At 28.8% G+C, this 22,761-nt stretch carries 20 protein-coding genes; 3 read left to right on the top strand and 17 right to left on the bottom strand.

What is annotated here, in order from left to right; translation table 11 throughout:
* Positions 1 to 21 precede the first annotated feature (21 nt).
* Both ACEG17_RS06405 and ACEG17_RS06400 read right to left on the bottom strand, forming a co-directional pair.
* Positions 22 to 474 carry an OmpA family protein gene (locus tag ACEG17_RS06405; RefSeq protein ID WP_299573734.1) on the bottom strand — a complete coding sequence of 151 codons (453 nt, stop codon included), beginning with the start codon at positions 472 to 474 and terminating at the stop codon, positions 22 to 24.
* 108 nt (positions 475 to 582) lie between these two features.
* The gene (locus tag ACEG17_RS06400) at positions 583 to 1,593 is read right to left on the bottom strand and encodes a YiiG family protein (RefSeq protein WP_299573736.1); all 1,011 of its coding nucleotides are present in this window, start codon (positions 1,591 to 1,593) and stop codon (positions 583 to 585) included.
* A gap of 229 nt (positions 1,594 to 1,822) precedes the next feature.
* Between ACEG17_RS06400 and ACEG17_RS06395 the strand changes: the two genes are divergently transcribed.
* Entirely contained in the window at positions 1,823 to 2,323 is a 501-nt protein-coding gene (locus ACEG17_RS06395) for a TlpA family protein disulfide reductase (RefSeq protein WP_372583022.1), read from the top strand.
* Positions 2,324 to 2,400: 77 nt separating this feature from the next.
* Here the strand turns inward: ACEG17_RS06395 and queA are convergent, their stop codons facing one another.
* From queA to ACEG17_RS06335, 12 genes are all read right to left on the bottom strand, one after another.
* Entirely contained in the window at positions 2,401 to 3,423 is a 1,023-nt protein-coding gene (gene queA, locus ACEG17_RS06390) for a tRNA preQ1(34) S-adenosylmethionine ribosyltransferase-isomerase QueA (protein ID WP_372583021.1), read from the bottom strand.
* An 86-nt stretch (positions 3,424 to 3,509) separates the two neighbouring features.
* On the bottom strand, positions 3,510 to 4,586 hold the full coding sequence (locus ACEG17_RS06385) for a hypothetical protein (protein ID WP_372583020.1): 1,077 nt from the start codon (positions 4,584 to 4,586) through the stop codon (positions 3,510 to 3,512).
* 84 nt (positions 4,587 to 4,670) lie between these two features.
* Complete coding sequence (prmC, locus tag ACEG17_RS06380) at positions 4,671 to 5,813, bottom strand: peptide chain release factor N(5)-glutamine methyltransferase (protein WP_372583019.1); 1,143 nt, start codon at positions 5,811 to 5,813, stop codon at positions 4,671 to 4,673.
* Positions 5,806 to 6,888 (bottom strand): peptide chain release factor 1, encoded by a 1,083-nt coding sequence (gene prfA / locus ACEG17_RS06375; RefSeq protein WP_299575610.1) that lies wholly within the window; start codon positions 6,886 to 6,888, stop codon positions 5,806 to 5,808. The genes prmC and prfA overlap by 8 nt, the downstream gene beginning before the upstream one ends.
* Positions 6,889 to 7,107: 219 nt before the next feature.
* Complete coding sequence (locus ACEG17_RS06370; RefSeq protein ID WP_372583018.1) at positions 7,108 to 7,923, bottom strand: diacylglycerol kinase; 816 nt, start codon at positions 7,921 to 7,923, stop codon at positions 7,108 to 7,110.
* A gap of 184 nt (positions 7,924 to 8,107) precedes the next feature.
* On the bottom strand, positions 8,108 to 8,569 hold the full coding sequence (gene ybeY / locus ACEG17_RS06365) for an rRNA maturation RNase YbeY (protein ID WP_372583017.1): 462 nt from the start codon (positions 8,567 to 8,569) through the stop codon (positions 8,108 to 8,110).
* A 21-nt stretch (positions 8,570 to 8,590) separates the two neighbouring features.
* Complete coding sequence (locus tag ACEG17_RS06360) at positions 8,591 to 10,645, bottom strand: HD family phosphohydrolase (protein ID WP_372583016.1); 2,055 nt, start codon at positions 10,643 to 10,645, stop codon at positions 8,591 to 8,593.
* 57 nt (positions 10,646 to 10,702) lie between these two features.
* Positions 10,703 to 13,171, bottom strand: coding sequence for a helicase C-terminal domain-containing protein (locus ACEG17_RS06355; protein WP_372583015.1), 2,469 nt, complete (start codon positions 13,169 to 13,171; stop codon positions 10,703 to 10,705).
* Positions 13,172 to 13,326: 155 nt separating this feature from the next.
* Positions 13,327 to 13,950, bottom strand: a complete 624-nt coding sequence (locus tag ACEG17_RS06350) for an MliC family protein (protein WP_372583014.1) — start codon at positions 13,948 to 13,950, stop codon at positions 13,327 to 13,329.
* A 262-nt stretch (positions 13,951 to 14,212) separates the two neighbouring features.
* Positions 14,213 to 14,896, bottom strand: a complete 684-nt coding sequence (locus tag ACEG17_RS06345) for a DUF6320 domain-containing protein (protein ID WP_372583013.1) — start codon at positions 14,894 to 14,896, stop codon at positions 14,213 to 14,215.
* A 102-nt stretch (positions 14,897 to 14,998) separates the two neighbouring features.
* A complete protein-coding gene (locus ACEG17_RS06340; protein WP_372583012.1) occupies positions 14,999 to 16,408 on the bottom strand; it encodes an alcohol acetyltransferase in 1,410 nt (469 codons plus the stop codon).
* 128 nt (positions 16,409 to 16,536) lie between these two features.
* Positions 16,537 to 17,388: a patatin-like phospholipase family protein gene (locus tag ACEG17_RS06335; protein WP_372583011.1), complete on the bottom strand. Its 852-nt coding sequence runs from the start codon at positions 17,386 to 17,388 to the stop codon at positions 16,537 to 16,539.
* A gap of 285 nt (positions 17,389 to 17,673) precedes the next feature.
* Here ACEG17_RS06335 and ACEG17_RS06330 point away from each other — a divergent pair, with 285 nt between their 5' ends.
* Both ACEG17_RS06330 and ACEG17_RS06325 read left to right on the top strand, forming a co-directional pair.
* Complete coding sequence (locus ACEG17_RS06330; protein ID WP_372583010.1) at positions 17,674 to 18,111, top strand: Dps family protein; 438 nt, start codon at positions 17,674 to 17,676, stop codon at positions 18,109 to 18,111.
* Positions 18,112 to 18,262: 151 nt separating this feature from the next.
* A complete protein-coding gene (locus tag ACEG17_RS06325; RefSeq protein ID WP_372583009.1) occupies positions 18,263 to 19,783 on the top strand; it encodes a YifB family Mg chelatase-like AAA ATPase in 1,521 nt (506 codons plus the stop codon).
* Between the two features lie 337 nt (positions 19,784 to 20,120).
* Here ACEG17_RS06325 and yihA read toward each other — a convergent pair whose 3' ends face one another.
* The 3 genes from yihA to coaE all read right to left on the bottom strand — a co-directional run bounded on the left by yihA (position 20,121) and on the right by coaE (position 22,407).
* Positions 20,121 to 20,711 carry a ribosome biogenesis GTP-binding protein YihA/YsxC gene (gene yihA / locus ACEG17_RS06320; protein ID WP_006805833.1) on the bottom strand — a complete coding sequence of 197 codons (591 nt, stop codon included), beginning with the start codon at positions 20,709 to 20,711 and terminating at the stop codon, positions 20,121 to 20,123.
* A 22-nt stretch (positions 20,712 to 20,733) separates the two neighbouring features.
* Positions 20,734 to 21,531 carry an LCP family protein gene (locus tag ACEG17_RS06315; protein ID WP_372583008.1) on the bottom strand — a complete coding sequence of 266 codons (798 nt, stop codon included), beginning with the start codon at positions 21,529 to 21,531 and terminating at the stop codon, positions 20,734 to 20,736.
* Positions 21,532 to 21,777: 246 nt separating this feature from the next.
* Complete coding sequence (coaE, locus tag ACEG17_RS06310) at positions 21,778 to 22,407, bottom strand: dephospho-CoA kinase (protein WP_372583007.1); 630 nt, start codon at positions 22,405 to 22,407, stop codon at positions 21,778 to 21,780.
* Between the last annotated feature and the right edge of the window lie 354 nt (positions 22,408 to 22,761).

Below are 22,761 nucleotides of genomic sequence, written 5' to 3'. Positions count from 1 at the left end.
TTTTCCTTTAAAATCATAATTTTACTTGTTTTCTTGAGTTTCAAATTCTACATTATTCAAAAGAATTTCAACCCTTCGGTTATTGTATCTGCCTTCAACTCTGTCATCTGTATCTACAGGCGAATTTGCTCCTTCACCTTTTATTTTTCCAAAGGAAAATCTTTTATCCAGCCCAAATTCCCTCATTAATCTTGCAAAGTTTTTTGCCCTTGTTTCTGATAATTTTAAATTATGTTTTTGTGAACCTGTAGAATCTGTATGTCCTATAACATCAATTGTTCCAGATTTGCCATATTTATTCAATATATCAACAATCTCCATAATACTAGAAGCTTCTGATTCATTCAGAATATTTCCATCTACCTTGAATCCTCTTATAACACATTTTTTCTCACTTACAGAACAAGGTCCTCCTAAATGTGCCATTGCATTTATTCCAACTGCCATTACTAAAAATATAACTGCTTTTTTCATTACTATCACTCCTTAATACTTTTTTCACTAGAATTATACCATATTTTTGTAAAAAAAAAGAAAAATCTGATAAAATCAAATCTTTCTTTCATAAATTAATTTTAATTATTATTTTTTAATTTTTTTCGCTAATAATTTGTTGTGTTCCTTTATTACTTCATTGAAGTTTGCAAGTACATTTTCTGGTGTTCCTTCCTCAGTCTGTGCAAAGAAACTATCACTTACAGATGAATGTGAGGCTTTTTCCTTTTTCTCTATTCTTTGGATAAATACATTTACAGATTGCTTAAATTTATTTGCTTTCTGAATAAATTCACTATGATCTCCAGGATTATATCCTTCTTTTTCAAGCTGTTTTGTATTTTTTATAGATTTTTCAAATTTTATGAAGGCTTTATCCATTTTTTCTTCTAATTTTTTGAATTTTTTTGCATTCCCTTTTGCAGTAAAGTCACTCGCATCAAGCCCTTGCTTATGTATTTCCTTTATAATCTGGTCGCCTTCCTCGATGAACATAAATTGATTATATGTAATATACTGCTTTCTCTTATCATAATCTTTTATCATCAGCTTTTTAATTTCATCTGATTTTTTTTCAAATACTTCTTTATAACTTTTTGTAACTTGATTATATTTATCTAAAGTTGCAAGTAATTGCGTATGTAAATCTTGCGCTTTCGCATAATTATCCTGCAAATATTGCTTATTTTTATAATATGTTCTCATTTCATCGGTAATCGGCAACATTTTTTCAAGTACTGGAAGCATAGCTATCGCTTTTTTATCCAATTCATCTTTTTTTTCTTTACTTTCAGATAATTCTTTTAATTTATCAATAAAGTTTTTATCAATTGCAATATCAGCTGTAATTTCTTCATTTTGAATATTTTTAAACTTCTTATCCATTCCAGCATCTTCAAAATAATACAGTAGTCCCTTATCAATATTAAGAATTCTATTGTAAAAACGTATATGCTTGTTATATTTATCTTTATTCTTCTCTAATACAGCCTGCTCCTTAGAGACTCCGCTTAATGATTTTTTCTCTATTTTCCCCGTTCTTGTTGACAAAAATACTATAACCAGCATTATTATTAGTATTATCCCAATTTTTTTCATATAATATTTTCAATCCTCCTCTATTTTACTGCAAAAATAATTTTTAAACTTCTTTGAATTTTATTTAAAATTTATTTTATCTCTGTAGTATAATTATAATAATTTTTATAAATAATGTCAAATAAAAATAATATATTTTTTACAAAAAAATCAAATAAAATTTTTTTTACATATTCAAAAAAATATTATATAATATAACAAAATTTATTGACAGAAAGAAGGGAAAAAAATGAAAAAATTATTAGTTATTATTTCAATGTTTATGGTATTTTTAATAGGATACGGAAAAGATAAGGGTCTTGATGTGAATATGGAAGTTGGAGCCAAAATTCCTAGTTTTGAATTAAGAGATTTTAATGGAAAGTATACAAAAAGTAATAAAATATTCAATAATAAAAAACCTACATTATTAGTTTTCGCAGCAGAATGGTGTCCTTATTGCCGTATGGAATTGCCAGATGTCCAAAAATTTTATGATGAAAACAAAGATAACATAAATGTAGTAGTTGTATTCACGAGAAGAAAAACTAACTTATCATCAACTAAAAAATATGTAGAGGAAAATAAATTTACTTTCCCAGTTTATTTTGACGCTGATGATTCGATAATGAAAGGCTTCAAAATAAATAGTATTCCATACAACATAAAAATTGAAAATTCAACAATTGAAAATCTTTTAGGCGGAACAATGAAGTATGATAATATAAAATCAGCATTTTATCTTAAATAAAACAAGAAGGATTTAGAGCTTTTACACTTTAAATCCTTTTTTTTACCAAAAATATAAAAAATCAAAACAAATGACTTTTAGTAAATAAACATTGAATCTCCAAAACTATAAAATCTATACTTTTCTTCAACTGCCTTCTTATATGCATCAAAAACAAATTCTTTTCCACCAAATGCTGAAATTAACATAATTAATGTAGATTTTGGCAAATGAAAATTTGTAATTATTGCATCTACAATTTTAAATTTATAATCTCCATAAATAAAGATATTTGTATCTCCCTCGGAAGCTATTAATTTTCCATTCTCATCAACAGAAGATTCCAATGTTCTTACTGATGTTGTTCCTACTGCAATTATACGATTCCCATTTTTTTTAGCCTCATTGATAATTTTGGCAGTTTCTTCGGGTATTCGATATTTTTCACTGTGCATTTTATGATCTAGCACATTTTCCACCTGTACTGGACGAAATGTCCCAAGTCCCACATCTAGAAATACTTCTGCAATAATAACTCCCTTTTCACGAATTTTTTCCAAAAGTTCATTTGTAAAATGAAGTCCCGCAGTTGGAGCGGCTACTGATTCACCTTCCTTAGCATAGACAGTTTGATATCTATTTTTGTCCTCCAATTTTTCCATAATATATGGCGGAAGTGGCATTTCTCCCAATTTATCCAAAATTTCCTCGAATCTGCCTTCAAAATCAAATTTTATAACTCTATTCCCATCTTCTTTAATTTCTAAAAGTTCCGCCTCCAAAACTCCTTCCAAAAATATGAGCTTTTGTCCAATTTTTAACTTTTTAGCAGGCTTTAGCAAAACTTCCCATGTATACATATCATATCTTTTTAAAAGAAAGCATTCTAAGACAACTCCATTTTCCTTATGTCCAAACAATCTTGCTGGAATAACTTTCGTACGGTTAATTACAAGAACATCATCTTTTTTCAAATAATCTATAATATTATAAAATTTTTTATGTTCCAATGTTTTTTCTTTTTTATTTAACACTAATAATTTTGAATGGTCTCTAGGATTTATAGCATGCTGTGCTATCAGTTCCTCAGGCAGTTCAAAATCAAAATCTGAAATTTTCATTTGATTTATTTCTCCTATTTCTATATTTTTATTATTTTTAAAGGAAACAGGGAATTTAATAATTCCCTGCCATAATCATTATTCAATTAATATGCTCTTCCAATTTCAAAAGTTTTGTATGTGTCTACTCTATTATACCATCCTTGTAGCCATCTTCTCTCATTTCTTGGAGCATTTCTTACACGTCTTGCTAATACATCTTTGGCAGAATTACTAAATTCTACTAATGCACTTTGTCCTACTGCTGTTCCTTTCATGTTTTCAAGTACTTGTCTTAATCCCCAAGCTATATTATTGTATGAAGAAACACCTTTTAATCCTTCACCCTTAAAGTTTACGTAGTCAATCAAGGCATAAAGTCCATTAGGAGTATTTACCATTCTTTCAAACTGATTTCTTAAATTTTCTTTGTTTGAAGATGCTTCAAGCATTTTATCAAGTGAACCTTTTAATCTTTCGTAAATAAACATTACCTGAATATCTCTTGTGTTATCAAAAAATGCTATCAATTCCTGAATATCCTTATCACCATTAGCTTTTTTAGCCATTAATTCTGACTTACTGTTCCAAGGTGAATATCTAAATTCAGAAAGTAATTTTGGCAATTGAATCCCTTGTTGTTTATAGTAAGCAATCATATCAGGTAAACTATCTCCAAATCCACTTCTTCCACCACTTGCTTTAAACCAAGTAAAATGTCCTATACCAAGTGAAGGGAAATTCTCTCCGTCATTCCAGTCTACTAGATTATTTCTAACTCCACCTGTTTCATTTTGAAAAATTCTTTCCGCTACAGCCAGCAATTGCTCTTTTGATAATTTCATATCTGGAGTTCCTTGCTGAGTTTTTCTATTTGCTGTGTAAGTATTTACATTTGGACGCTCATAACTTCCGCTATCACGCATATTTCTCAAACTTGTATTTACATTTAAGTCAATACTTTTATTGTTATACTGATTTTTAATTAACTTTTCCAGCTGAGAATTATTTGTTTTTGATGATGCGACTAATTTTGGCTCAGATTTTGGCATATTTACATTTTCAATATTTTCTGATGATGAAACTGCTTCTTTAATATTCTCACTTCCAAATGATATTATTGAATATGTTAATCCTAACAATAACGCTCCTGTCTTTTTAAAAATTCTCCTATCACTAACCATTGATTCATCTCCATTCCTTTTATTAGATAATTTTTAATTTTCAAAATAAATATTTAAAAATCTAAAATTATTTAATATTTTTTGTTAATTTTCAATTTTATTTATAATTTTCTGCCCTACGACAACCCTATCCAATCCAGCTAAATCTTTTATAACTTCAACATTTTTAAAACCTGAGCTTGTCATAATTTCAGCAACATTTTTTCCCTGTTTATAGCCAATCTCAAACAATAAATAACCAAAATCAGCTAAATAATCAGATGCCTTCTGACAAATCTCATAATAAAAATATAATCCGTCATTTTCTGCAAAAAGTGCTTCACTCGGCTCGTGTAATAAAGTGTCATCTGACATAATACCTATTTCATTAGGGGAAATATACGGTGGATTTGACACTATCATATCAAATTGATTAAATTCAATATTTTCAAACAAATCTGATTTTAAAAATTTTATATTTGGAACTTTTAAAAGTTCTTTGTTTTTTTCAGCAGTATTAAGTGCTTTTTCAGAAATATCCACACCTAGTACATAAGAATTTTCTACTTCTAATGCAGCAGTTATTCCTATTATACCGCTTCCAACGCCAATATCAAGTATTTTAGGATGAATTTTTGAATTTTGATTTTTTGTAATATCATTTTTCAAAATATCAATCATTTTTTCAACTAAAACTTCTGTATCCTGACGTGGAATTAAAACTCCCTTGTCAACGTAAAATTTTCTTCCATAAAATTCCTGCTCATTTAGCAAATACTGAACTGGAAATTTTTCACGTCCAATTTTTTGAATAAAATATCTGATTTTTTCAATTTTTTCATTTTCAATTTCATCTCTGTACTTTGTAAAAAGCATCATTCTATCAACATTTAAAACATGTGAAAATACAATTTCTGCAATTAACTTACTTTCATCAATATTATTTTTTTCAAGATATGAAATGCTTTTATCAAGCAGCGATTTTAATTGTTTTTCAGATTTTTCATTTTTTTCAAAATTATTATTATCAGATATTTTTTTATCATTATTTGTTATATCGTTTAGTTTTTCTCTAATTTTTTTTAAGTCATCTTCTGATAACATACGCTCAAATTCAGCATAGAGCATAATTCTTTCCATTCCCATTACTTCTGAAATGATACTTTCTGCTGTCAATCTGGCATTTTTTATACCTTTTTTTTCTAAATAATTAACCGATTTATTCAATATATCCAGTAAATTATTCATTTCCACTTCCAACTTCTTTTAACAATTCAGCCTGTTCATAAGCAATTAAGGCATCTATCATTTCATCTAAATCTCCATCTAGAACACCATCTAGCCTATGAAGTGTCAATTTAATTCTATGATCAGTAACTCTTCCTTGAGGAAAATTATATGTTCTGATTTTTTCTGATCTATCTCCACTTCCAACTTGTGAACGTCTTTCATTTTCAACTGCACTTCTTTGTTTTTCATATTCCATTTCATACAACTTAGAAGCTAGTACTTTCATTGCAGCTTCTCTATTTTTTATTTGCGAACGTCCGTCTTGTGAAGTTACTACAAGTCCAGTTGGCAAGTGAGTAATTCTTACAGCAGAATCTGTAGTATTTACGTGCTGTCCACCCGCTCCACTTGATCTGTATGTGTCAATCTTCAAATCACTTGGATTAATTTCAACTTCACTTACATCGTCTATTTCTGGCAGTACTGCAACTGTAATTGTAGATGTGTGAACTCTTCCAGAAGATTCAGTAGCTGGAACTCTTTGTACACGATGAACTCCACTTTCAAATTTTAATCTTGAATACGCTCCATTTCCTTTGATTAAGAATGTTACTTCCTTCAATCCACCAACACCGATTTCACTTTTATCAATGATTTCAGTTTTCCAACGGTTTCTTTCTGCATATCTTGTAAACATTCTGAAAATATCAGCTGCAAATAATGCCGCTTCATCTCCACCCGCTCCAGCACGGATTTCCATGATAACATTTTTATCATCATTAGGATCTTTTGGAAGTAAAAGAATTTTTAATTCTTCTTCAAGATGGGGAATTTCTTCTTCAATTGAATGAATTTCCTCAAGCATCATTTCTTTCATTTCTGAATCTTTTTCAGATTTCAAGTCTTCTTTTAGGCCTTCCATTTCCTCTTTACGATTTTTGTAATATGTATACTTTTGAACAACTTCATCAATGCTGTTTAAAGCCTTATTATACTCCATAATTTTCTTTGGGTCTGAAACAACTTCAGGATCCATAAGCATTTCTGTAAGTTCTTTATGCTTTAAGACAACATCGTCTAATTTTTGAAACATAATTTATTTTTCAACTCCTAAATTTTCCTATTTTTTATATTATATTTGAACTTTTTAAAAATCAGATTTGATAAAACTGATTGAAATCTAAAATCCATATAACTAATTATAATTATAGGTTTTAGGCCCAAATTTAAAGCGGTATTTTTATAAAATTATTTTATTATAATAATATTTACCAACAGTTATTATAACACATTTTTTAACTTTTTTCAATTTTTAATTATATAAAATTCCAAATTTCATCATTACAAACAATATAATAAACGAAACTGAAAAACCTAGCAATCCTCCAGCCAGTACTTCTCTAATACTGTGAATTCCAGACTTAACCCTGCTCTGTGCAACTAACGCAGCCATAAAGAAGCCTAATATTAATATTCTCACATCTGAAGTCATAAATAAAAGTATTCCAAATGCTGAAAAAGCTATTGCACTATGTCCGCTTGGCATCCCACCTTCAAGTGGTGTTCCCTTTTGAAAAAACGATTTAAGAACAATCACAAGGATTGCAACTAGAATTAATATTAAAATCAAGATATTACCTTTTCTTCCTGCAATAACATGCAATTTATTTGTGCCGTCAAAAATATCCAGTAATTTATCATAAAATAACAGATAACCTACACAAAGTGCATTAATCGCAGCAATTAAAACTGCTCCAGCCGCCACATCCTTAGCTAATTTTGCAAGAGGGTGACGTTCAGGAGAAATCAAATCCACAAGTGCTTCAACCGCTGTATTTATAAGTTCTGTAATTATTACAAATGACACTGACAGTGAAATTATAAGTATTTCTACCTTGCTTGCATTTATAAGAATTGCTAAAATTACAATAACAATTGCAGCAAGTATATGTACTTTCATGTGTTTTTCATTCTGCAATGCCGAAATCATACCATCAATTGCAAAATTAAAACTGTCCACAAGCCTTTTATCTCTTGCCCTCTCTTTTTTTATATCCCAATTGTATCTGTCTTTTTTATGAAATAGCCCAAAAATTGATTTTTTCTCTTTTTTATTTTTTTCTCCCAAAATCTTCACTCCTTTCTAATTTCAATAAATTTTAATTTAAGCATTAATTTTTTTATTTTTGCAAGATTATTCATTGCTATAAATAAAAATTACGTTTACTTATTAAAATTAAAAAATAACATTTTAACTTTTTAGAGATACTAGTTTTTTATTCTTTATTTAAATTAGATTTTATATAAAATTATCATCTATTATAGTTAAATTTACTCAAAATTTCTTCTTCTCTTCTTCTCATAACAACTTTATCTTCTTCTTCAATATGATCATATCCCAGTAAATGCAGCATTCCATGACATAATACATAGTAAAATTCCCGCTCATCAGAATGTCCGTATTCGCTAGACTGCTCCTTTACACGCTCAATTGAGATTACAATATCACCTAACATATTTACTGCTCCAAAGTTTTCAGTTTCATTATAGGCAAAGGAAATTACATCAGTTGGAGTATCTTTTTGGCGATACTCACGGTTTATTTTCTGGATTTCATCATTTGTTGTAATTAGTAATGAAAGATAGTATTCATTTTTGTCAAATTCTTCTTTATATTCATTTTTTAGAATATAGCTCACAAATTCATTTATTTTAGGCTCATCAAAAAAATTGTCAATTTTTTCAATATCATAAGTTATATCTACTTCTACCATAATTTTCTCCATTTTATATTTTTAATTTTTTTTAGTTTTTTCATCCATTTTTGGATATTTTATTCTCTCATGATAAACACCTTGCAGTGTATTTATAAATGACTGTACTACAGTTTCTATCTCTCCCAAAGTCAAGTCGGAGTCACTTAATTGCTTGTCTTCAATTTTAGATTTTACCAGATATCTGATAAAGTTTTCAATTCCTTCCTTGCTTTTATTTTCAAGCGTTCTTGTTGCTGCTTCTACCGTATCTGCTAGAAGGATTATTCCTGATTCTTTTGTTTTCGGCTTAGGCCCACTGTATCTAAAATTACTTTCCACAACTTCTTCTCCACTTTCCAGTGCTTTGTAGTAAAAATATTGTGTTAGCGTTGTACCGTGATGTTGCAGTATTACATCCAATATTTCTTTTGGCAGTTTATTCTCTTTTCCCATAATATATCCATCTTTTGTATGCGAAGTCAATATTAATGCACTTAATGATGGTTTTATCTTATTATGGGGGTTAACTCCATCCCGTTGATTTTCCACAAAAAACTCTGGACGCTTCATTTTTCCAATATCATGATAATATGAGGCAATTCTTGCAAAAGTAGCATTTGCCCCTATGCTTTCAGCAGCCCCTTCCGCAAGAGCTCCAACCATTATACTATGATGAAATGTTCCTGGTGCTTTCATAAGAAGCTGTCTAAGCAAGGTATGTGAAAAATCACTTAATTCTAGTAATTTCATTGTCGTCAGAATTTCAAAGTAATCTTCAAAATATGGCAGAACCGCAAGCGACACCATTCCAGTTAAAATTCCTGAAAATACTGAAAACACTATCATTAGCATAATTAATCCAAAACTTAACTGATTTACTAATCCATAGCTAAATGCCATCAATGCCTGAAATATCCCTAAAAAGAAACTCAATTTTACAATATCGCTTCTGCTCACAAGATTTGCAGCCTTATAAACTGCAACCAGCGAAACCGCTATTGTAACTAAAAACCACGATTCTTCCCTTGACAAGATTACCATATTTGAAAATGTCAAAATAATCGCATACGTTTTATTTCCCAAAATTGTTGTGATAATGGGAAGCATTGCGAATGGAAGTAAATAAATAAAAAACTCGTTGTTTAAAAATAAAATATAGAAAACATTTACAAATACTATTGTAATAAGTGTCGGATAGAATGCCTTTGATTCTACAATTTTTTTTACATTTTTTCTAAGTAAATAGTAAATTAGTATCATAAGAAGCGAGAATGTAGAAGCAAGTCCGACTATTTTTCTCAATTTATCTCTATTTCTTACTAAATTTAATTTCTCAAGCTTTAAAAGTGCATCTGAATCAATTGTTTCTCCCTTTTTTACAATAATGTCTCCTTTATAAATTTTAATTTCCTTATCCCTTAACGACATCATATTATCTGCAATTTTTTTCTTTGTAGCCTCTTCATTAATAACTAGATTTGGTTTTATAAAATTTTGCAGCACTTTCATATCCAGATTATCTGCTTTTATATCTTTTTTTCGTATTATTTTTGACAGGTTTTCCATTTTATAAATTCCTGTACTGTAAATTTCAGATATAATTTCGGTAAGATTTACCGAATATTCAACGTTTTCTGTTCTTGCTGCTATTTCACGAATATCCTTTGTGCTAAATGTATATTTATTTTCTTTTATATATTTTTCAATAACAGCATCATCAGATACTCGCATATTCCGTACATCTCGTAAAAATTTATTAAGTGAAATTACTGTTTCTCTGTTTACATCTTTCAGTTTATCAAATTCAGGCTGTGTTGTCTTCATTATTTTTTCCTCAATACTGTCATCTAGGATATCTACAAAATATGATATATTTTTGTATGCCACAATATCAGATTTTGCAATGCTTCCAACAACATAGTTTACATTCAGCCTTGACATTTCTATAATTATTCCAAAGATCATGAATGTAACTACTAAAATAATAAATCTGAACATAAATTTATTCTTGACATTAAATTGGTATTCGTTATCTTTTTTATTTTTTTCTTTTACTTCAAAAACAAATTCACATCCTAGTATATTTACTCTCATTTTCCCTTTCCTTTCCTAAATTTTATAAAACTCCCTTTTTGCTTTTACAATACTCTATTACTCCATCTTTTTTAAAATTTCACTTTTACTTTCAACTACCTTGTTTCTTGGCAAAGCCGATAAAAATTTTTTTCCATACATTTTTTTTATTATTCTGTTATCTAGAATTATAATATTTCCGCTATCAGTCTTGCTTCTAATAAGTCTTCCAACTCCCTGTTTAAACTTAATTACAGCTTGCGGAACTTGATAGTCATTAAATGGGTTCTGTCCATTTTTTCTAATGTTTTCAATAATTGCCTCAGTTACAGGGTCATTTGGCACTTTAAACGGCAGTTTTGTGATAATTACTGATTGCAGCTGTTCCCCCTGTACATCTACACCTTCCCAAAAACTGTCTGTCCCAAATAATATTGGATTTTTAGAATTTTTAAATATTTCTATCATTTCATGCCTTGGAAAATCATTTTGCTTTATAAGCGTATATTCCTTTTCTGAAAACCGTGATTTTAACTGATTATACAAAAAGTTCAACGCACTATATGAAGTAAATAATAAAAAACAATGCCCTTTCGTATTTTTTATTACACCCTCAATAAATTCTTCCAAATCCCTTAAAAATTCGATATTTGTTGGATCAAGTGCATCTTCTGGAATATAAACTTTCATTTGTTTTTCGTAATCAAATGGCGATTTTACAATCCTTTCGTCTATTTTCCTACGATTTTCCTTCATAAGCCCAATACTTTTTTTATAATAATCAAATTTATTGTCAACAGCAAGTGTCGCTGAAGTAAAAACCATTCTATCCATTTTTGTAAACAAATTATCGTTCAGTTCATCCGAAATATCAAAAGGAGTAGCATATAATTTTACATTTGGACGAATTGTAGTAACATTAGCCCAGTAAACGTAGCCTTCTTCTTTTCCTTCCAGAATAAACTCAAATTTCTTATAATACTGCTTCAACCTTTCATAATATCTTGAAAATTCAAATAAAAATCCCTCTTTGTCTTCTAAATTATAATTGCTCACAGTATTTAAAAACTTGTTAATTCTTATAACTAAATTTCCATAACTTTCCTTAAATTGAGTATTAATTTCCATAACTTCACGAAAAGCCTTATTACTTTGCATTTTATGCTTATCAATTTTTATTTTGATTTCCCTGTTGTTATTATTTTCTGAAAAAAGATAAATCAATTTATCAAAAATATCTATTCCCTTATCATAAAATACATTCAATTCTGCAATAGCATCTTCCTTCAATTCATCGACTTTCTCATATTCTTCACTTGAAAGACTTTCGTTCAGATAAGTCATTAATCTTACAATAGCCCCACCATTGCTGGAATTTACAACACGTCTATTATAAATGTTCCCCATAAGCCGTCCAAATGATATTTTTGACGTTTCAAAAGTAAAATAATTCCGAGCTGTATCTTCTATATTATGAGCCTCATCAAAAACAACAATATCATAATTTGGCAAAATTGAATAATTTGTATAAAACCCTGTCTGATTTCTAATTGCCAAATCAGCAAAGAACATATGATGATTAACAATAAGAAGTGTAGCATCTGCAACATTTTTTCTAGCTTTAAAAAAATGGCATTTTGAATAATGCGGACATTTTACACCTTTGCACATGTCCACTTCACTGTTCACTTTTTCCCATATACTATTTGAAATCTCATATTTCAGTTCATTCCTGTCACCTGTTCTCGTAACATTTTTATCCCAGTCAATAAGATTTCTTATAATATTTTTTTCAGTTTTTTCCTCTTCCGTATCTGTTTCTTTCTCTGTAACATCTATATTATAAAGTTTTCTCTTGCAAAGATAATTTCCACGCCCTTTCACAATCTGATAATTAAAATCTTCATTAATAATTTTTTTTAAAAGCGGAATGTCCTTATTAACAAGCTGTTCCTGCAAATTAATCGTATTTGTGGAAACTATCACTTTCAGATTATTTTCAATAGCATAAAGTAACGTAGGTAATAAATAGGCTATTGTCTTTCCTGTACCAGTTCCTGCCTCAACTATCAGCTTCTTATTCTCATTCATACTATTTTCAATTAATTTTGCCATTTCATACTGTTCACGCCGCACCTCAAATTTACCAAAATTCTTATGAATAACTCCATTCTCCCCAAAATATTCATCTATATCTATCTTTATAAATTCTTTTAAAGGCACAATTACATAAATATCATCCACAGCATTATTCACAATGTATGAAGCTCCCCCAACTTCCCCATACATGCTGGAAATACTCACATCCTCATCTGATGGGATTAGCACTCCAGATGGGTGATTATGTATTATAACTTCATTTTTTCTCATCATATTTAATAATGCAGCAACAGAACTGGAATTTCCTCTTGCAATAACTTCTACTTCAGAAACTATTCCCTCTCCATCAGGAATCCCACGAAAAAATACTTCATTTCCACCAGATTCGCTAATTTCAAGACGCATATGCTCCATTGCTTTCGCACTAATAAATTCAGCAATTTTCATCTTTCCTCCTATAGTAAAGATTTTACTATATAATAGGCTTTTTTTCAACTTTTCTTTTTAAAAATATAGAAAAAAGCCATTTAATATAATTTATAAAATTATATAAACAGCTTTTTAAATTTAGTTTTTAATTGTTAATTTTTATTTTTCAGGCTTTATTCATTAATTGAACCATGTCCTGAATTTTGAAGGGTACAACTTTTGTCTTTTCCATTTTCAGTATAGACAGCATCGTTACCTTTCATGTGAATTGAGATATTTCCGTCTGAATATTTTTCTCCACTACCAGATGTTGCTGAACTTAAAGTATGAACTCCTCCATAACCGTCAGCTACTTTTACTTTGTCTGTTGAAAGATTTTCAACTGTTATGTCTTGATAACCATCACAGCTAAATTTTCTTAGCAAATTGTTACTAGAACTTTGATTGTTGCTAGTTGAACTGTCACTTGCTGTCATAGAGCAGCTTTCTTCGCTTCCATTTTTTGTGAAGACTGCATCATTTCCTTTTATGTGAATTGAAACTCCTCCGCCTTTATATTCTTCTCCACTACCAGATTTTGTTAATTTCAGATTGTAAACTTTTCCATTTGCATCTGTCAATTTTACTCTGTCTGTTGAAAGATTTTGTACTGTTACTTCTTTGTTGCTGCAACTAAACTTTCTTGATAAATTTGATGCTTTTTTTGAAGATTTTGCTGCTGCGGCTGAAAAACCAATAGAACTAATAGCTAAAACTCCAACTAAAGCTGTTAAAATCATTTTTTTTGTTGATTTCATAACACTCACTCTCTTTTCTTCAATTTATTTTTTATTATATGCTCAAACTCCTAAAAATGAAACATATAAATTCTGTTTGAGAATAGCCCAAACTGTATCCATTTTAAAGTAATCTGGCTATAACAATTACATTTTTTGAAATTTTTGAATCCCTTCTCAAATTTCAATATGAGTATACCTTACTTTACTTTGATTTCAATATTTAATAGATTATATTTTTAATAGATTTCTAATATAATAATCCTATAAAAAAACAACTCTATCACCTGTGTAATCTACGTTTAAACTCTTCTTTATAAGACTTATACGCATATCTTAACATTATACTCAAAATAAATAACGGAATAGATGAAAATATACTCCAAGTCATCTTTTTACTTATAATCAGTTCCAAAATCAAAAGAAATATTCCAACAAAAAAAATAAAAAAATTTAGTATCTTTAATCTGTCACTCTTATGCTTATCCCAGACATATGAAAAAACAAGACTAATAAGATAAAGAGCAATAACAATAGGAATTCCACGCTTTATACTCCAAGTCAACTTTTTATCTCCAAAATCAAGCAATAAAAAATAACTCGTAAATCCACTTAACAATAAAAATAGATTTGTTCTCATTCTATATGAATCCAAAAAAACAAACAATCCTAAATCAAATATTAAAATAGATGGAATTGCATAATAACCCCATTCCAATTTTCCATACATTATCAAATTTTGAAAAAGAACTTCTAGAATCGAAATTATTGATATTGTAAAAAATGATAAAAAAACAGCCTTTTTAACTTTCTTCATTTTCATTTCATACAAATTTATATTAATCATCGGATATTCCTTTACAAATTCCCTTTCTTCCAGCCCCTTTATCTCAGGAACAGGCGTTTCACACAATGGACATCTTTTCGCACCGTCTTCCAGCTCTACTCCACATTTTATACAATACATATTTATCCTCTTTTTCTAAATAATTTTACTTTAAAACTAATCTCAAAAGTTGTGCTATCCATTTTAAAACATAATTTTTATTCGTATTAATTTGTTAAACACTTAAAAATAATTAGTAATAATCTTGGATTTTATTCCTCTCTTTCTTAAATAAACAAAAAAATCTCTCTCAATATTATAATTTGCAGTTAAATTTCCAAAATTTACATAAACCTTTTTACAATCACTTACAACTCCCATCTTGATTTTGCACCTTTTGCTTGGTGGTGGTAAAAATCGAAATCCCTTTAGATATTTTTCATACTTTTTATTAACTTTAAGAATTCCTAAATTTGAAAATCCTGTTGTATAGCCCCGTTCTCCGTAATAATCAAATATAAATGGGAAAAACATGCGTTTTATCAAATATGGAACAGACTTTATTATTATATTTTGCATTGGATTCATTGCCTTGTATATACTTTTGTAAAATTCTTTTTTTGTAATTTTTAAGGCAAAATAGTTATCCAGATAGGTTATGATTTCAGAGAGGGAATATGCACCAAGACTTGCATCCACGCTAGGAGTTATGTTTATAAAAAAATTTCTGTATGTAGTTTCTTCAAAAATTTTTCGTAAATCAACCGGTACTCCAATCACAATTGGATTTTTGGCTTGTGAATATCTATCCAGCAAAATTTTGAAATATACTGAAAGAAGATATTTTCCAATAGTAGTTCCGTATTTTTTACTCTCCTCCTTCAGACTTTCCACATCAATTTCTCCAGTTGTGATATGGTACTGCCCTTTTTCCAGTATCTTCATTGGCAAGTGAAATGCTGACTTTATCGTAGTTTCCTTGCTCACTTTTCTCATATATTTTTCATAAAGGTCGACATACTCGTTTTTTTGAGAATTTTTCAATCCATTGTCATTTCCCAGCAATTCTCTTGTTTTTTCAAAAAAGTTTTTTTCAGATTTTTTATTTTCAAAATCTTTTTCATTTTTATTTATCTTTTTCCCAAAATTAATTATTTTATTTATCTTTCCAATTTCTATTTCATTCTTTTTTTCAGTCTTGTCATTTAAATTATTCTCTTTATCTTTTTCAAAATTTTCCAAAAAATACTTTTTTTCCAAATATTCTTCAATCAAATCCTTAAAAAATAATGCCGCACCTTTTCCATCGGTCAAAAAATGTGCTATTTCTATCGACAATTTATTATTAAAATAAATGATTCTAAGCGGATTATCCTTCTGTATATCCGTACAAGGATAAGTTTTCTCCTCTTCAATCATAAAATGAGTCTTTTTCTGCTGCAAATAATTCCAAAAAATTCCCTTTTTCAGTTCTGAATTATAAAATGGATATTTCTTCTCAAGCGAAATTACAACTTTTTCCAATATTTCCAAATCAATATTTTCAGAAAACAATGCTGAAATTCGAAAACAAGTTGTTCTTCCCTCACTGATTATCGAAGAATATGTTTTTGCAAAAGCATCTAGCTCATACCATATTTTTTCATTTTTCACTTTTATCCTCTTCTATTTTATTTATTTTTTACTTCCAAAGCATTATTTAAACAAACTTGCTCAAAACTTTCCTTTTACAAATTCAATTCTTATTTATAAATGCTCAAGACCAAGTAATCAAAAAATTATTACTCTTCCAGATATTTTTTCAAATTTTCATAATTTTTTTTCGCTGTTTCATAGCCGATACTATACACTTCCAAAAGTTTCTTCTTATTTTTCTCAATTCTCCCAAGTGTCAGTTCCACTTCTGGACGAATCACAAAAATCTCTCCTTTTGCCTCCAACTCATCAATATAGTCAAGCACTTTATTATACCGGCTATATCTTGTATTCATAAGTTCTACAAATTTAGGAAACTTTTTATATCTTATCCCAGTAATTTTACCCAATGCACTTTGTTTTTTTCTATAATTTTTATCACGTGTCAAAACAACTACATTTTTTGTATTTCCATTTTCCATAGATTTTTTTATCGGTATTGAATCAGAAACTCCGCCATCCAGATAAACATTCCCATTAATATTAACCATTCTGGCAAGCAACGGCAAAGAGCTTGAAGCCCTTACATAAACAGTATCCTTGTCAAAGTCTTTAACTTCCGGATATTCCGCTTCTCCAGTCTCGCAATTTGTAATTACTACCTGAAATTTTGTCTTATTTTTCATAAACGCCTCATTGTCAATTGGATTCAATTTATTCGGAATCTCATCGTAAACAAAATCTACTCCAAACAAATCTCCAGTAGTAATCAAGCTGTATAAACTGCAATATCTTTTATCATCCAAATAATCTACTGACACATTAAACGCTCTTTTATACTGTTTTGCTAAATAACTGCAGGCATGACAAGCCCCAGCAGATACGCCTATGCAACTATCAAATTCAATATTTTTTTCCAAAAAGAAATCCAGCACTCCTGCCGTAAATATCCCCCGAAGTCCTCCGCCTTCCAATACTAACCCTGTTTTTTCTTTCATTAATTTCATCCCTTTCAATATTAATTTTTTTGTTTTCTCCTATTATACACCCTTTGATTACATTTTTCTACTTTTTTAATAATTTAATTTTTACTATTCAAATTTTTGAAATAAATTATTAGAAAAAATTGATTTTTATTAATTGTCAAGGTATAATTAAAACGTAGGTTTGCAAGTATTATACTAAAATTTAAAAAAATGTGTTGACAACCTAACTATATTTTGGTACAATGAATTTGTAATTATTACAAATATATAAATGTTATAAATTAAGGAGTGATAAAAATGTCAAAAACAGTTGAAAAATTAAATCTTTACTTAGCTAACTTGAACGTACTTTACAGAAAGGTTCAAAATTACCACTGGAATATTGTTGGTGCTGGATTCTTTTCTGTTCATGAAAAATTGGAAGAATATTATGATGCAATAAATGAACAAATTGATGACGTTGCAGAAAGAATTTTATCAATAGGAGGTCGTCCTCTAGGAACATTAAAAGACTATTTAGCAGTTACAACTATTAAGGAAGCTGAAAATAGAGAAATTTCTATTCCAGAAGCAGTAGCTGATGTAAAAAAAGAATTTGAAGCAATGTTAAAATTAGTGAAAGAAGTAAAAGAAGCGGCTGATGAAGAAAATGACTACGGAACATCTGCATTAGTTGATGAATATATCAGTACATACGAAAAAAACTTATGGATGTTAAACGCATACTTAAAATAATAGTTATAATTAAAAATCTTTACAAAGTCATTAAAATTACCTATTACATATATTTAGAGAAAATCTGTAAAAAGATTTTCTCTTTTTTATTTACAAAATATATAAAAAATGTTATAATTAATTATTAATAAAAAATTAAAAAGGTGGGGTTATGGCAATAAGTTTATTTAGTTGCAGCTATATGGGTGTAGATACTTATGTTGTGGAAGTAGAGGTTGATTTATCCAGAGGGCTGCCTGTATTTAATATAGTTGGAATGGGAGATCAGGCGATTTCTGAAAGCAAGGAGCGAATTAGGAGTTGTTTTAAGAATGTGGGGTTTGAATTTCCTGTCAGACGTGTGCTGGTGAATTTATCACCTGCAAATATCAGAAAAAAAGGCAGTCATTTCGACTTAAGCATATTTTTGGGAATACTTGCTAATACAGGGCATATTTCAAATATAGAAATATTAAAAAAGTATCTAATTTTAGGAGAAATTTCCCTAAATGGAAAGATAAAATCAATAAATGGAGCAATAAACGCCACAATTTTAGCAAAAGAAACAGATTTTAAAGGTGTTGTTGTCCCAATGGAAAATTATAATGAAGCAAAATTAATTTCAGGTGTGGAAATTATCCCTGTTGATGAAATAGCAGAATTGCTAGATTTTCTGGAGGGAAAAACTGATGTGGAAACATTGTGTAAAAAAGCTGTCGAGATGAATACTTCAAAATTGGAAAAAGATGAAAACTTAGACGAGACTATTGATTTTTCAGATGTAAAAGGGCAATTACTTGCAAAAAGGGCTTTAGAAATTGCAGCCGCTGGTGGACACAATGTATTTCTAATAGGCGATCCTGGTTCAGGTAAATCAATGCTTGCAAAAAGATTTAACACAATTTTACCTGACATGACCGAAGAAGAAATAATCGAAACAACAAAAATTTACAGTATTTCAGGGATGTTAAGCCAAAGTGAACCAATAATACGTAACCGTCCATTTAGAGCTCCACACTATTCAGCTACACAAGTGGCTCTAGTAGGTGGTGCAAATAGAGTCGGAGAAATTACGCTGGCATTAAATGGGATATTATTTTTAGATGAAATTGGAGAGTTTGAAGGAAAAACATTGGAAACGTTAAGACAGCCTTTGGAAGATGGAAAAATCGTTATTTCAAGAGCAAACCTAAGTGTAACCTATCCAGTAAAAAATATTACAATAACTGCTTCAAATCCTACTCCAAGCGGATATTTCCCTGATAACCCACTATGTAACGACAGTCTAAAAGAAATTAAACGTTATCAGAAAAAATTTTCAGGTCCACTTCTCGACAGAATGGATTTATACGTAGAAATGCATCAGTTAAAAAAAGATGAAATTTTTGATGAATCTCTATCAGAAAAATCCAAAGAAATTCAAAAAAGAGTTATAAAAGCTCGTGAAGTACAAAAACAACGTTTTAATTCAAATACTCTAAATAGAGATATGAATAAGAAACAGTTAAATAAATATTGCAAAATAGATGAAGAAAGCGAAGAAATTATGAAATCTGCCATTGATAATTTAAAATTGTCAGTCAGAATGTTTGATAAAATCTTGAAGGTATCCAGAACAATAGCAGATTTAGATGGTGAAGAAAATATAAAAAAAGAACATTTATTGGAGGCACTAAATTATCGCCGAAAATAAATAGCACTAAACTTATTAAAAAGAATTTTTCAATAATAAGCAGTCTTAATACTTGTAAAATAGCATAGTAAAACTAGTTTAAAACAAAACTCAAAAATTATGACTATTTTATTCAAACCCTAAATTATATAATTTCTAGCAGTTCAATTTTAAATGGGTTCGAGTATAAAATCAGAAAATTTATGAAATTAAATTTATTTTCTGTAAAATTACAAAAGTTTTTAAAATGGATACTTAAAAATTAAATTTGATTTTTTTTACAATTTGGCAAAACAAAAAATGTGTAACTATTCAAATAAAACTGAGTAATTACACATTTTTATATCTCTTTGTTTTCTTATTTTTTCTCATTAATCCGTTCTTCTATGAAATCAAGCAACTCTTTTCTTCCAGTATTTTTTAATGAAGAATAAAAAAATACATCTTCATTTTTAAATACAAGTTTTTTCCTGATTTCCTTTAACTGCTTAAATTTTTCATTGTTTGACAATTTATCAGCTTTTGTAAATATTATATAATATTCAATTTCAAAATGTTCTAACCATTTTAACATTTCCATATCCTCATTTGATGGAACTCTACGCAAATCCAGCAATAAAAAAACTACTTTTTCACGATTTGAAACAAGATAGCTTTCTATTGTTTTCCCCCAATTCCTTTTCACAGCCTCAGGCACTTTAGCAAATCCGTATCCTGGCAAATCTACAAAATGAATCTTGTTATTTATCAAAAAATAATTGATTAACTGTGTTCTTCCTGGCGTTTTACTCGTTCTTGCCAAATTTTTTCTTTTTGTAAGTGAATTTATTAGTGAAGATTTTCCCACATTTGATCTTCCAATAAAAGAAAATTCCACAGTGTTATTGAATTCCGGATAATCTTTTTCCACAACTGCTGATTTCACAAATTCTGACTTGCTTATTTCCATGCTTCACCTCTTTTTTATTTTTCTAATTTTTAAACTCATTTTTTGCATTTTCCAACGAAGTTTCTTCAGGAATAAAGTACCAGATTCTATTAATCATTCTTCCATCCCCAGTTATTTCATACTGCTCAATTTTTTTGTTTAGTAAAAATGCTGGCAATACTGATAATCCTTTAATTGGATTTACTGCAATATCCATCTTTTCTTTTGCATATCCATAAACTTCTGGAATATATTTCCATCCGGATGGTGCGACTAATTTTTTCACAATTCCCTGAATAACCTGTCTTTGACGTTCATCACGCTTAAAGGCTGTATCACTTTTTCTATGTCTTGTATAGGCAAGTGCCATTCTCCCTCTTAAATTATAAACTTGACCTTGATTAAAATGAAATACTTCCTGATCAAAATAGTCTTGATCAAAAGTGTGATTTGAAACAACATCGACTCCATCAATCAAATTAGTCAAATTCATAACATCTTCAAATCTAAATCTTACATGATAATTAATTTTAGTATCAAGAAAGTTTTCCACAGCATCAATTGTACATTGCACACCGCCAAAGTGATGTGAATGCGTGATTTTATCCTGCTTATAATTTTCACAAGGAATCTCTGCATATGTGTCACGCGGAATCGAAATCATTTTTACCTGTGCCAGATAAGGCACAACCCTTATAACAACTAGCCCATCGCTCCGAGAACCTTCTGTTGGCTGATTAGCATACGCATCTACTCCTATGACAAGAATATTAAATGGTACAGAAAGCCAACCTATAAGCACCACTAAAAATATCCCCAATATTATAAATACTTTTTTCATTTTTTCACCTCTTAATTTTTAAATTATTTATACTTTTACAAATTTTGAATAATATATTTAAAATAAATTTATTTAATACTAATACCCCATTTAAAAATGAGAATAAATTTTTATAATAGGGTTTTTCAATAGTTATTGTAAAACTGGTTTAAAACAGAACTCAAAAATTATGACTATTTTACTCAAATCCTAAATTATATAATTTCTATCAGTTCAATTTTAAATGGGTTCGAGTATAATTCATAATCATTCAATTTTTTCCATTTTATTTTCAAATTCTATTTTTTTCAAAAATCCATCAATTTTTCTTTCCAAATCTTGAATATTTCCGTCATTTTCAATAACATAGTCACTTATTTTCTTTTTTTCATCCAAAGGCATTTGTGAATTTATAATACTCAAAGCCTCTTCTTTACTACGCTTATCCCTAGATAAAATGCGTTTAATCTGCGTTTCTTTTTCTGCACTTACTAGCAAAATGTAATCAAATTCCTTTTCCCATTGAACTTCAAAAAGAAGCTGAATTTCCACAAAAATAATTTTATTTTCTTTTTTACATTCCAGAATTTTTTCTCGCATGATATGTAAAATCTCTGGATGCATAATAGAATTTAAAATAACTCTTTTTTCTCTATTTCCAAAAATAACTCTTCCTAATTTTTCACGTGAAATAATCCAATTTCCAGTATTATTATATTCTAAGACTTCTTTACCAAAATTTTCTACAATTTTTTCCACAACCTTAGGAAATTTAATAACTTCATGAGAAATTACGTCTAAATCAATAACTGGAAAATTTTTTTCTTTTAAAATTTGACTAACTGTACTTTTTCCTGTTCCAATTCCACCTGTAAGCCCAATAACTACTTTCTTCATTTTTTCCTTCCCACAAAAATCCACTTCAAAATCCAATTTAAATTCAAAATTTATTCAATTTTACAAAAGTGTGGATATATTTTATACCTTTTTTCATTTATTTGCAACAATTTTTATTTTTCAAATTCAATATAATCCCTAAATAAAACAATATAAGTCAAGATTATATTAATTTATCAATACAGAAAATAATTTTTTTATATAATAAAATTTCAAAAAAAATATGGTATAATAAAAACAGAACTAAGAAAAGAATGTTGTGAGATAATACATATGTGACAAGCATATACAAAAAAAGAAAGGTTTCTGATATAATGTAAATCTACCAAACCACATTAAGGAGAAACCTTTCAT

This window comes from Leptotrichia hongkongensis, assembly GCF_041538065.1.
Lineage (GTDB): Bacteria > Fusobacteriota > Fusobacteriia > Fusobacteriales > Leptotrichiaceae > Leptotrichia > Leptotrichia hongkongensis.
Note: the sequence above shows the minus strand (reverse complement) of the source record. Positions and strands in the feature narration are given on the sequence as shown.

Excerpts from the sequence above, each read along its gene's own strand:
- ACEG17_RS06400 (WP_299573736.1), bottom strand. The coding sequence starts at position 1,593 with ATGAAAAAAATTGGGATAATACTAATAATAATGCTGGTTATAGTATTT.
- ACEG17_RS06395 (WP_372583022.1), top strand. The coding sequence starts at position 1,823 with ATGAAAAAATTATTAGTTATTATTTCAATGTTTATGGTATTTTTAATA.
- ACEG17_RS06315 (WP_372583008.1), bottom strand. The coding sequence starts at position 21,531 with ATGAAAAAAGTATTTATAATATTGGGGATATTTTTAGTGGTGCTTATA.
- coaE (WP_372583007.1), bottom strand. The coding sequence starts at position 22,407 with ATGAAGAAAGTAGTTATTGGGCTTACAGGTGGAATTGGAACAGGAAAA.
- ACEG17_RS06385 (WP_372583020.1), bottom strand. The coding sequence starts at position 4,586 with ATGGTTAGTGATAGGAGAATTTTTAAAAAGACAGGAGCGTTATTGTTA.
- ACEG17_RS06335 (WP_372583011.1), bottom strand. The coding sequence starts at position 17,388 with ATGAAAGAAAAAACAGGGTTAGTATTGGAAGGCGGAGGACTTCGGGGG.
- ACEG17_RS06350 (WP_372583014.1), bottom strand. The coding sequence starts at position 13,950 with ATGAAATCAACAAAAAAAATGATTTTAACAGCTTTAGTTGGAGTTTTA.
- prfA (WP_299575610.1), bottom strand. The coding sequence starts at position 6,888 with ATGTTTCAAAAATTAGACGATGTTGTCTTAAAGCATAAAGAACTTACA.
- ACEG17_RS06405 (WP_299573734.1), bottom strand. The coding sequence starts at position 474 with ATGAAAAAAGCAGTTATATTTTTAGTAATGGCAGTTGGAATAAATGCA.
- ACEG17_RS06330 (WP_372583010.1), top strand. The coding sequence starts at position 17,674 with ATGTCAAAAACAGTTGAAAAATTAAATCTTTACTTAGCTAACTTGAAC.
- yihA (WP_006805833.1), bottom strand. The coding sequence starts at position 20,711 with ATGGAAATAAGCAAGTCAGAATTTGTGAAATCAGCAGTTGTGGAAAAA.
- ACEG17_RS06345 (WP_372583013.1), bottom strand. The coding sequence starts at position 14,896 with ATGTATTGTATAAAATGTGGAGTAGAGCTGGAAGACGGTGCGAAAAGA.
- ACEG17_RS06355 (WP_372583015.1), bottom strand. The coding sequence starts at position 13,171 with ATGAAAATTGCTGAATTTATTAGTGCGAAAGCAATGGAGCATATGCGT.
- ybeY (WP_372583017.1), bottom strand. The coding sequence starts at position 8,569 with ATGGTAGAAGTAGATATAACTTATGATATTGAAAAAATTGACAATTTT.
- ACEG17_RS06325 (WP_372583009.1), top strand. The coding sequence starts at position 18,263 with ATGGCAATAAGTTTATTTAGTTGCAGCTATATGGGTGTAGATACTTAT.
- queA (WP_372583021.1), bottom strand. The coding sequence starts at position 3,423 with ATGAAAATTTCAGATTTTGATTTTGAACTGCCTGAGGAACTGATAGCA.
- prmC (WP_372583019.1), bottom strand. The coding sequence starts at position 5,813 with ATGAATAATTTACTGGATATATTGAATAAATCGGTTAATTATTTAGAA.
- ACEG17_RS06360 (WP_372583016.1), bottom strand. The coding sequence starts at position 10,645 with ATGAGAGTAAATATACTAGGATGTGAATTTGTTTTTGAAGTAAAAGAA.